The organism is Streptomyces apricus (genome assembly GCF_008369065.1).
In the GTDB taxonomy this organism is placed as follows: domain Bacteria; phylum Actinomycetota; class Actinomycetes; order Streptomycetales; family Streptomycetaceae; genus Streptomyces; species Streptomyces apricus.
In genome coordinates, this window is sequence record NZ_VDFC01000040.1 from 943,907 (window position 1) to 953,820 (window position 9,914).

Sequence of the window (9,914 nt, forward strand, 5' to 3'; positions counted from 1 at the left end):
GTCCCCGTGCTGCCGGGCACGGTAGGTGTCCAGGAGGTACTGCTGCGTGATGCTCATGGCGGATCGCCTTCTCGGGACGGGTACGGACGTCTCCCGGTCCGCGGGCGTGTCCGCCGCCGACGGCGGACACGCCCGGACCGGTCGTTCTCCGTGGGCCCCGCGGTGCCCCGGTGACCCCAGCGTGCGTCCGGCCGGCCCCCGCCGTCGCGTCGATTGACGGCGCTCGTCAATCGGGGACCGCGCTGTCGGCGCCGGGGTGCACCATGAGGTCATGAGCGTGACCATCGACATCTCCGGGCTGCGCAGGGAGCGGGTGGCCGTCGTGCCCTCGCCCCTGGCCGAGTTGTGCATGGCACTGCACGCGCTGGCCGAGCCGGGGCACCACCCCGGCCTGCAGGGCTGGGCGACCGGCGTGACCGCCCGCCTCGACCCGCACCTCGCCGACCGGATGTGCGAGGCCGACTTCCTGTGGCGCACGACGTTCTCGGACCTCTTCCTGCCGTACGCGGCGGCGGGCGGCAGCGCGGTCCCGGGCGCCACCCTCGCCGAGGAGCTGGACCTGCTGGACAAGCTGTCGGACGAGCAGTTCGTGGACGCGGCCCTGGAGTTCACCTGCGCGTTCCCGTACGACGTGCAGGGCGCCGGCGCCCTCGTCGACCCGGTGTCCCGCCGGCGCGCCCTGGAGCTCGCCGCCGCGCGCGGGCCCCGGCCGGCGGAGTTCACCGAGCGGCTGCTGGCCGACCCGCCGCGCATCCGGGCCTGGCTGCGGCAGTTCCTGGAGGACTGCGACGAGGCGTTCTTCGCCGGGACCTGGGCCCGGCTGCGCCACCAGCTCGGGGCGGACGCCCGCCGCAAGACGGACCTGCTGGGCCGCCGGGGCCTGGCCGAGGCGCTGGCGTCGGTGTCGCCCGCGGTGGCGCTCGACGGGACGGGCGACCGGATCGTCATCGACAAGCTGGGCCACGGCCACACCTCGATCCGGGCCGGCGGTCTGCTGCTGGTGCCCACCAGCCTGGGCTGGCCGCACCTCATGGTGCTGCACCGGTACGGCTGGCAGCCGGTGATCCACTACCCGGTCGGCTCCCCGGAGCTGACGGTCCCGACCTCCGTCGAGCAGCTGACCCTGCGGATGACGGCGCTGTCCCATCCGGTGCGGATGCGGCTGTGCCGGAGTCTGGCGCGCAGCGCGTTCACCACGAGCGAGCTGGCGCAGACGCACGGGATGACGGCGCCGGAGATATCCCGGCACCTGGGTGTGCTGAAGAAGGCGGGGCTGCTCACCACGCGCCGCCGCGGGCGGTACGTGCTGCACCAGCTGGACGTCACGATGGTGGCGCGGCTGGGCAGCGACTTCCTGGAGGGCATTTTGCGGTAACCGGCTCCGCTCCGCTCGGCTCCGGGTGACACGGGCTCGTCGTCGGCTGCCGGCCGGTGGGGGCTTGTCGCGCAGTTCCCCGCGCCCCTGAGGGGCGCCCCTCAGGGGCGCGGGGAACTGCGCGCTCAGCCACATACGGCCCGCAGCCGACGACGAGCCCGCCGTTCACCCCCAGGGCGACGGTTCGAACCGTCAGCCCTGTTGTCCCCCGGCCCGGACCAGGCCGGTCTCGTACGCCAGTACAACCACCTGCACCCGATCCCGCAGCCCCAGCTTCGTGAGGATGCGGCCCACGTGGGTCTTGACCGTCGCCTCGGACAGGACGAGCCGCGCCGCGATCTCCCCGTTGGACAGCCCCTGCGCGACCAGGACCATGACCTCCCGCTCCCGCCCGGTCAGCCGCTCCAGCTCCTTGTGCTGGGGCTCCTTGCCCGCGCTGGGCAGCATCGGCGCGAAACGGTCGAGCAGGCGCCTGGTCGTCGAGGGCGCCACCACCGCGTCGCCGCTGTGCACGGAACGGATCGCGGCGAGCAGCTCACCGGGCGGCACGTCCTTGAGCATGAAGCCGGAGGCACCCGCCTTGAGCCCGGAGAAGGCGTACTCGTCGAGGTCGAAGGTGGTCAGGATCAGCACCTTCGGCGGATTCGGGTCCGCGCAGATGCGCCGGGTCGTCTCGACGCCGTCCAGCTTCGGCATGCGGACGTCCATCAGGACCACGTCGACGTCCCTGCCGCGCAGCACCTGGAGGGCCTCCACGCCGTCGCCCGCCTCGGCCACGACCTCCATGTCCGGCTGGGCGTCCAGCACCATCCGGAACCCGGTGCGCAGCAGCACCTGGTCGTCGACGAGCATCACGCGGATCGGCATGGGGAGGTCCTTCGGTCGGATTCGAATACGTGCACGTGTCAGTGGGCGGACTTCAGCGGCAGCAGGGCGCTGATGCGAAAGCCGCCGCCGGGACGCGGTCCGGCGTCCAGGGTGCCGCCGACCATGCCGATGCGTTCGCGCATGCCGATCAGGCCGTGGCCCTGCCCGTCGACCCCGCCCTCCTCGTACAGCTCGTGCGGGGCGCCCTTGCCGTCGTCCTCGACGAGCAGGCCGAGCCCGTCGTCGAAGTAGACCAGGCGCACGCTCGCCCCCGCGTTCGGCCCCCCGTGCTTGCGGGTGTTGGTGAGGGCCTCCTGCACGATGCGGTACGCGGTCAGCTCGACGCCGCTGGGCAGCGGGCGCGGGGTGCCCTCGATCTTGAAGTCGACGGGCAGGCCGGAGCCCCGGCACTGCTCGATCAGGTCGTCGAGCTGCTCCACGTCGGGCTGCGGCACGTACTCGCCGGACTCCTGGTGCTCACCGGTGCGCAGGACGCCGAGCAGGCGGCGCATCTCGGCGAGGGCCTGCCGGCCCGTCCCGGAGATGATCTCCAGGGCCTTCTTGGCCTGGTCGGGGGCGGCGTCCAGGACGTAGGCGGCGCCGTCGGCCTGCACCACCATGACCGAGACGTTGTGCGCGACCACGTCGTGCAGCTCGCGGGCGATCCGGGCGCGCTCGGCGGCGACGGCCACCTTGGCCTGCGCCTCACGCTCCTTCTCCAGCCGGGCGGCCCGCTCCTCCAGCTGCGCGAAGTAGGCGCGGCGGGTGCGCAGCGAGTCGCCCAGCACCCAGGCGAGGGCGAAGGGCACCGTCTGGAAGACCACTATCGCGATCTGGCCGCCGATGCCCGTGTGCTCCTCCGGCCAGCGCAGCTGCGCCAGCGGGGCCGCGCACAGCCCCGCTGTCAGGGCGAGCCGGGAGGCCCAACGGGTGCCGTTGGAGGCGACCGTGAAGGTGATCACCAGCAGCGCGAAGTCGGCCGGCACCAGCGGCATGTCCAGCACCAGCTGCGACGCGCCCGCGAAGACGGCCAGCAGCAGCATCGCCTCGGGCAGGCGCCGGCGCAGCGCGATCACCAGGCAGAGCAGCAGGGTGATCGGGACGGTGACGGCCAGGTGTCCGGTCCCCGTGTCGGAGTTCTCCGGCGTGGTCGTTCCGCCCACGAACGAGATCCCGAGCAGGACGACGGCCCAGAAGCCGTCGACCCATGTCGGGTGCCTGCGGAGGAAGTCATAGAGGCGCTGCACGTGACCCAGCGTAGGGAAGCGTGTCGTGTGCAGGGGTCAACCGGAGGATCGATCCGTGACCGGTGCTTGTACTCCCCAAGGTGGAGGCCGACACGGATCCGGCCTCTAACCTGGCGCGACGACGGCGACGGGAAGCCGGTGGGAGGCCGAGGTGGGCGCAGTGCGGTGTGGGGCGGCGGACGGGGCGCGCGGGTGGCGCCGGGCGACCGAGGAGGCGCTGTACGGGCCCTCCGGTTTCTACCGCAGGCCGGAGGGGCCCGCGGGCCACTTCCGCACCTCGGTGCACGCGTCACCGCTGTTCGCGGGCGCCGTGGCCCGGCTGCTCGGGCTGGTCGACGAGGCGCTCGGCCGGCCCGCCGAACTCGCCTTCGTGGACATGGGCGCGGGGCGCGGCGAGCTGGTGGGCGCCGTCCTGGAGGCGCTGCCCGCGGGGACGGCCTCCCGTACGCGCGCGTACGCGGTCGAACGCGCCGCCCGCCCCGCCGGTCTCGACCCCCGGATCTCCTGGCTCCCGGAGCCCCCGCAGGGCGTCGAGGGGCTCCTGTTCGCCAACGAGTGGCTGGACAACGTGCCGGTGGACGTGGTCGAGGTGGACGCGCGAGGCGTGCCCCGCGTCGTCCTGGTGGCCGCGGACGGGACGGAGTCCCTGGGGGAACCGGTGGCGGGGGCGGACGCGCGGTGGCTCGCGCGATGGTGGCCGCTCACCGCCTCCCCCTCCGCGGAAGCCGGTGCCGAGGGCCTGCGGGCCGAGGTGGGCCGCCCCAGGGACGCCGCCTGGAAGGCCGCCGTGGCCTCCCTGGGACGCGGTCTGGCCATCGCCGTCGACTACGGGCACGGCGCGGGTGCCCGGCCGCCCTACGGCACGCTGACGGGCTTCAGGGAGGGCCGGGAGACGGCACCCGTGCCCGACGGCTCCTGCGACATCACCGCCCATGTGGCGCTGGACGCGTGCGCCCTGCCCGGCGGCCGGCTGCTGGGCCAGCGCGAGGCCCTGCGGGCGCTGGGCGTGCGCGGGGACCGCCCGCCCCTGTCCCTGGCCTCCACGGACCCCGCGGCCTACGTACGGGCCCTGGCGGGCGCGGGCGAGGCCGCCGAGCTGACCGCCCCGGGCGGCCTCGGCGACTTCGGCTGGCTGCTGCAGCCGGTGGGGATCGCGGACCCGCTGCCCGCCGGCGGCCGTCCCGCCCACTGAGCTGCTTGTGAGCTACTTGTCGATGTCCCCGACGACGAAGAACAGCGACCCCAGGATCGCCACCATGTCCGCGACCAGCGTGCCGGGCAGCAGCTCGGTGAGCGCCTGGATGTTGTTGTACGAGGCCGAGCGCAGCTTCAGCCGGTACGGGGTCTTCTCGCCCTTGCTGACCAGGTAGTAGCCGTTGATGCCGAGCGGGTTCTCGGTCCAGGCGTACGTGTGGCCCTCAGGGGCCTTCAGGACCTTGGGCAGCCGCTGGTTGACGGGGCCGGGGGGCAGCTCCGCGAGCCGGTCCAGGCAGGCGTCCGCCAGGTCGAGCGCGTTGTGGGTCTGCTCCAGCAGGCACTCGAAGCGGGCCAGGCAGTCGCCCTCCTCGCGCGTGACGACCTTCAGGGTGTCCCGCAGCTCCCCGTATGCGAGGTAGGGCTCGTCCCGGCGCAGGTCGAAGTCGACGCCGGAGGCGCGCGCGATCGGCCCGCTGACCCCGTAGGCGTGCACCGCCTCCGGGGAGAGCACCCCGACGCCGCGCGTGCGCCCGCGGAAGATCTCGTTGCCGAGCACCAGGTCGTCGAACCGCTCCATCCGGGAGCGCACCCCGGAGACGGCGCCGCGCACGCGTGCCGTCCAGCCGGCCGGCAGGTCCTCCTTGAGGCCGCCCACCCGGTTGAACATGTAGTGCATGCGGCCGCCGGAGACCTCCTCCATGACGTGCTGCAGCTCCTCGCGCTCGGTGAACGCGTAGAAGATCGGGGTGATCCCGCCGAGTTCCAGGGGGTACGAGCCGAGGAACATCAGGTGGTTCAGGACCCGGTTCAGCTCGGCGAGCAGCGTGCGGGTCCACACCGCGCGCGGGGGCACCTCCATGCCGAGCATCCGCTCGACGCCCAGGACCACGCCCAGCTCGTTCGAGAACGCGGACAGCCAGTCGTGGCGGTTGGCCAGCATGATGATCTGGCGGTAGTCGCGCGCCTCGAAGAGCTTCTCCGCACCGCGGTGCATGTAGCCGATCACCGGCTCCGCGCGCTGGATCCGTTCGCCGTCCAGGACGAGCTTCAGCCGCAGCACACCATGGGTGGACGGATGCTGGGGCCCGATGTTGAGCACCATGTCGGTGCTCTCCGCCGCGCCGCCGACACCGACCGTGGTCTCCGTGGGACCCGTCGTAGGAGTCATGCGGACAGTGTGGCGTACGTACGCTTGCGGCATGGAGACGGGGACCTCGGGAGACACGGGGCGCACGGCGGACCGGCCGGCGCGGCGCACGACGGACGAGCCGGTCTGGACCGGGCTGCCACCGGGACTGCTGAGGATGCGCCGGCTGCTGCTGGTGGTGTGGCTGGGCCTGCTGGCCGTCGCGACGGCCCTGCTGGGCCTGCTCGCCGGTCCCGCGTGGTCGGCCCTGGCCCTGCTGCCGCTCGCCGTGCTGCTGTGGGGCTGGTCGATGCTGGGCCGCAACTGGCGTTCGTGGCGCTACGCCGAACGGTCGGACGACCTGCTGATCAGCCGGGGCGTGCTGTGGCGCGAGGAGACCGTCGTGCCGTACGGGCGGATGCAGCTGGTGGAGGTCACCTCCGGTCCCGTGGAGCGGCACTTCGGGCTGGCGAGCGTGCAGCTGCACACCGCGGCCGCGGCGACGGACGCCCGCATCCCGGGGCTCGACCCGGCCGAGGCGGAACGCCTGCGCGACCGCCTCACCGAGCTGGGCGAAGCCCGATCGGCGGGACTGTGACGACCCCGCCGGACGCCCCCGGGGACGTGCAGGAACCGGACGCCGCCAAGGACGTAGCGGCATCGGGAGCGGCGGCGGGCGCGCCGGTGCTGCGCGAGCGGCGGCTGCATCCCGTGACACCGCTGCGGCGCGCGTGGGCGCCGGTCGCCGTGATCGCCGGGTGGGCCGTGCACGACCCCGACCAGGCGCAGCGGCAGCTGACGCGGCTCACGACGACCACCCTGCTGGCCGTCCTCGCCGCCGCCGTCCTGGGCGCCGCCCTCTACGGCTTCCTGAGCTGGTGGTTCACCCACTTCGCGGTGACCGACACCGAGCTGCGCATCCGTACCGGCCTGGTGTTCCGGCGCACCGCGCACATCCGGCTCGAACGGCTCCAGGCCGTCGACGTCACCCAGCCGCTGCTGGCCCGCGTGGCCGGCGTCGCCAAGCTGAAGCTCGACGTCGTGGGGGCCGACAAGAAGGACGAGCTGGCCTACCTGGGCCAGGAGGAGGCCCGCTCGCTGCGGGCCGAACTGCTCGCCCGCGCGGCCGGTTTCGCACCCGAGACCGCGCACGAGGTGGGCGAGGCGCCGGCCCGGCGGCTGCTGCACGTGCCGGCCGGCGTCCTGGCCGTCTCGCTCCTGCTGACCGGGGCCACCTGGGCGACGCTGGCCGCCGCGCTCGTGGTGCCGCCGCTGCTGTGGTTCGCCACCCACAGCGTGTGGACGGTGCTCGCGACGGCGCTGCCCCTGCTCGGCGCGGCGGGCGCCAGCAGCGTGGGCCGCTTCGTCGGCGAGTACGACTGGACCGTGGGCGAGTCGCCGGACGGGCTGCGCATCGACCACGGGCTGCTCGACCGCGCGCACGAGACGGTGCCGCCCGGACGCGTGCAGACCGTACGCGTCGTCGAACCGCTGCTGTGGCGGCGGCGCGGCTGGGTCCGCGTCGAGCTGGACGTGGCGGGCTCGGCCAACTCCGTGCTCGTACCGGTCGCGCCGCGCGAGGTCGCCGAGTCGGTCATCGCGCGCGTGCTGCCCGGGGTGGCCGTGCCGGCCGCACTCGCCCGGCCGCCGCGCCGGGCCGGCCGGTGCGTGCCCTTCTGGTGGCGGGGCTACGGACTCGCCGTGACCGACACCGTCTTCGTGGCCCGGCACGGACTGCTGCGCCGCCGCACCGCGCTGGTTCCGCACGCCAAGGTGCAGAGCGTGCGGCTGGAGCAGGGGCCCTGGCAGCGCCACCAGGGGCTCGCCGACGTCCGGGTGGACACCGGGGCCAACAAGACCGTGACGGCCCGTCTGCGGGACGCCTCGGAGGCCGCCGAGCTGCTGTACGCACAGGCCGACCGGTCGCTCACCGGCCGTCAGGAGGCTCTGCCGGACCGCTGGATGGCGTGAAGCTCGTGCGTGAACCAACGGGAAAGGGAAGAGGGCAGTGGCCGGTCGCCACTGCCCTCTCGTACGCCCTCTTCCCGGCCGCGGGTCAGGACACCGCGCTGCGCAGGCCGGTCAGGTCGATCTGTTCCGTCTCGTCGTGCTCGGTCAGGTCGATGACCTGGCCGACCCCGCGGGACTCCTCACTCGCGGGCTTGAACCCGGACTCCGCCTCGGCCTTGTGGAGCGCGAGCGCCTCCGGGCCCACCACGTCGGCGAGGTCCTCGTTCTGCACGGCCGCCAGCGCCTCGGCGCCCTTCTCCGTACCGAAGAAGTCGAAGCCGCCCTCGCCCGCGGGGCGCCGCACGGGCGCGGCCGGCGCGACCGCCACGGCCCGGGGCACGGTGAAGTGCCCGGCCGGGCGCGGGGGCCGCGCGAGGGCGGAGCCGGGCGCCGGCGCGTGCGCCGGGTCGGGCTCGGGCGCCGGGTGCGCGGCGGGGGCGGAGCCGGACCGGGGCGCCGTACGGGTCGCGGCGGACTGCAGGGACCCCGCGTCCTCCCTCACGCCCCGCGCCGCCCGGCACCCACCCGGGCCTCGCGGCCCACGAAGACGGGCCCACCCGGCACCCCGCCGCCATGGGCCTAGGCTGGACGGTATGAGCAAGAAGAGCGGGCGAGGCCAAGTGTCAGGACTTCCGGCCTGGGACCGCTGCGCGGTCATGGGCGTCGTGAACGTCACCCCCGATTCCTTCTCGGACGGCGGCCGCTTCTTCGACACCACCGCCGCCGTCAAGCACGGCCTCGACCTGGTCGCGCAGGGCGCGGACCTGGTCGACGTGGGGGGCGAGTCCACCCGCCCCGGCGCCGCCCGGGTCGACGAGGCGGAGGAGCTCAAACGCGTCATACCCGTCGTACGCGGCCTGGTCTCCGAGGGTGTCGTGGTCTCCGTGGACACGATGCGCGCCTGCGTCGCCGAGCGCTCGCTCGCGGCAGGGGCCGCCCTCGTCAACGACGTCAGCGGCGGCCTCGCCGACCCGGCGATGATCCCGGCCGTCGCCGCCGCGGGCGCCCCCTTCGTGGTCATGCACTGGCGCGGCTTCCTCCAGGGCAGCACCGTGCGGGGCGCGTACGAGGACGTCGTCGCCGAGGTCGTCGACGAGCTCCACGCACGCGTGGAGGCCGTCCTGGCGGGCGGCGTCGCCCCCGACCGGATCGTCGTCGACCCGGGCCTCGGCTTCTCCAAGGAGGCCGAGCACGACCTCGTGCTGCTCGCCCACCTCGACCGCCTCCGGGAGATCGGCCACCCCCTGCTGGTGGCCGCGTCCCGCAAGCGGTTCCTCGGCCGGGTGCTGGCCGGCCCGGAGGGCGCCCCGCCGCCCGCCCGGGAACGGGACGCCGCCACCGCGGCGGTCTCCGCGCTCGCCGCCCACCAGGGCGCGTGGGCGGTCCGCGTCCACGAGGTACGGGCCACCGCCGACGCCGTCCGGGTCGCCCGGGCCGTGGAGGGCGCCCGCACCCCCCAGGGACCCGGGAGCGAAGAGGGAGCCCGGTGAGCGCCCCGCACACGGACGTCGAGCAGGTCGAACTCGCCAACACCGCCTTCTACGAGGCGCTGGAGCAGGGCGACTTCGAGGAGCTGTCCGCGCTCTGGCTGACCCCCTCCGACCTCGGCCTGGACGAGGAGTTCCACGATCCGGCGCAGGCGGGCGAGATCTCCTGCGTCCACCCCGGCTGGCCGGTCCTCAACGGCCGCGGCGAGGTCCTGCGCTCGTACGCGCTGATCATGGCGAACACCGAGTACATCCAGTTCTTCCTGACCGACGTGCACGTGTCGGTCACCGGGGACACCGCCCTGGTGACCTGCACGGAGAACATCCTCAGCGGCGGCCCCCCGCCCGAGGACAGCGACGAACTGGGGCCGCTGGTGGGCCAGCTCGTCGTCGCCACGAACGTGTTCCGCCGCACCCCGATCGGCTGGAAGCTCTGGTCGCACCACGCCTCCCCCGTACTGGCGGAGACCGAGGACGACGAGCCAGACGACTCCTCCCCGTGAACCGCCGTCCACAAAAGGGTGATCCCCCGTCGTAGTACGTTGGTGATCGTGGCGCCGGTCACGGGATCCGCCACCCGCCCTCCGACGGGCGACGACCGACGC

9 protein-coding genes and 1 pseudogene are annotated in these 9,914 nt (G+C 74.1%); 6 read left to right on the forward strand and 4 right to left on the reverse strand.

The features are described from left to right. Positions 1-271: 271 nt before the first annotated feature. The gene (locus tag FGF04_RS17300) at positions 272-1,375 is read left to right on the forward strand and encodes a DUF5937 family protein (RefSeq protein WP_149512149.1); all 1,104 of its coding nucleotides are present in this window, start codon (positions 272-274) and stop codon (positions 1,373-1,375) included. 192 nt (positions 1,376-1,567) lie between these two features. Here the strand turns inward: FGF04_RS17300 and FGF04_RS17305 are convergent, their stop codons facing one another. Both FGF04_RS17305 and FGF04_RS17310 read right to left on the reverse strand, forming a co-directional pair. Next, the gene (locus FGF04_RS17305; RefSeq protein WP_149512150.1) at positions 1,568-2,242 is read right to left on the reverse strand and encodes a response regulator; all 675 of its coding nucleotides are present in this window, start codon (positions 2,240-2,242) and stop codon (positions 1,568-1,570) included. Between the two features lie 38 nt (positions 2,243-2,280). Continuing rightward, a complete protein-coding gene (locus FGF04_RS17310) occupies positions 2,281-3,489 on the reverse strand; it encodes a sensor histidine kinase (RefSeq protein ID WP_149512151.1) in 1,209 nt (402 codons plus the stop codon). A 160-nt stretch (positions 3,490-3,649) separates the two neighbouring features. On the opposite strand from FGF04_RS17310, the gene FGF04_RS17315 reads away from it, so the two are divergent. Then, a complete protein-coding gene (locus FGF04_RS17315; protein WP_188114129.1) occupies positions 3,650-4,681 on the forward strand; it encodes an SAM-dependent methyltransferase in 1,032 nt (343 codons plus the stop codon). A 12-nt stretch (positions 4,682-4,693) separates the two neighbouring features. Here FGF04_RS17315 and FGF04_RS17320 read toward each other — a convergent pair whose 3' ends face one another. Further along, complete coding sequence (locus FGF04_RS17320) at positions 4,694-5,854, reverse strand: NADH-quinone oxidoreductase subunit D (protein WP_149512153.1); 1,161 nt, start codon at positions 5,852-5,854, stop codon at positions 4,694-4,696. A gap of 31 nt (positions 5,855-5,885) precedes the next feature. Between FGF04_RS17320 and FGF04_RS17325 the strand changes: the two genes are divergently transcribed. Next, entirely contained in the window at positions 5,886-6,410 is a 525-nt protein-coding gene (locus tag FGF04_RS17325; protein WP_188114107.1) for a PH domain-containing protein, read from the forward strand. Then, entirely contained in the window at positions 6,407-7,783 is a 1,377-nt protein-coding gene (locus FGF04_RS17330; RefSeq protein ID WP_408055629.1) for a PH domain-containing protein, read from the forward strand. Before FGF04_RS17325 ends, FGF04_RS17330 begins: the two co-directional genes overlap by 4 nt. An 85-nt stretch (positions 7,784-7,868) precedes the next feature. Here the strand turns inward: FGF04_RS17330 and FGF04_RS17335 are convergent. Further along, a pseudogene (locus FGF04_RS17335) lies at positions 7,869-8,183 on the reverse strand (hypothetical protein); the annotation flags it as partial. A 232-nt stretch (positions 8,184-8,415) separates the two neighbouring features. On the opposite strand from FGF04_RS17335, the gene folP reads away from it, so the two are divergent. Together folP and FGF04_RS17345 are read left to right on the forward strand one after the other, a co-directional pair. Beyond that, positions 8,416-9,312: a dihydropteroate synthase gene (gene folP / locus FGF04_RS17340; RefSeq protein WP_149512154.1), complete on the forward strand. Its 897-nt coding sequence runs from the start codon at positions 8,416-8,418 to the stop codon at positions 9,310-9,312. Continuing rightward, positions 9,309-9,812: a nuclear transport factor 2 family protein gene (locus FGF04_RS17345; protein ID WP_149512155.1), complete on the forward strand. Its 504-nt coding sequence runs from the start codon at positions 9,309-9,311 to the stop codon at positions 9,810-9,812. The genes folP and FGF04_RS17345 overlap by 4 nt, the downstream gene beginning before the upstream one ends. The last annotated feature ends 102 nt before the right edge of the window (positions 9,813-9,914 follow it).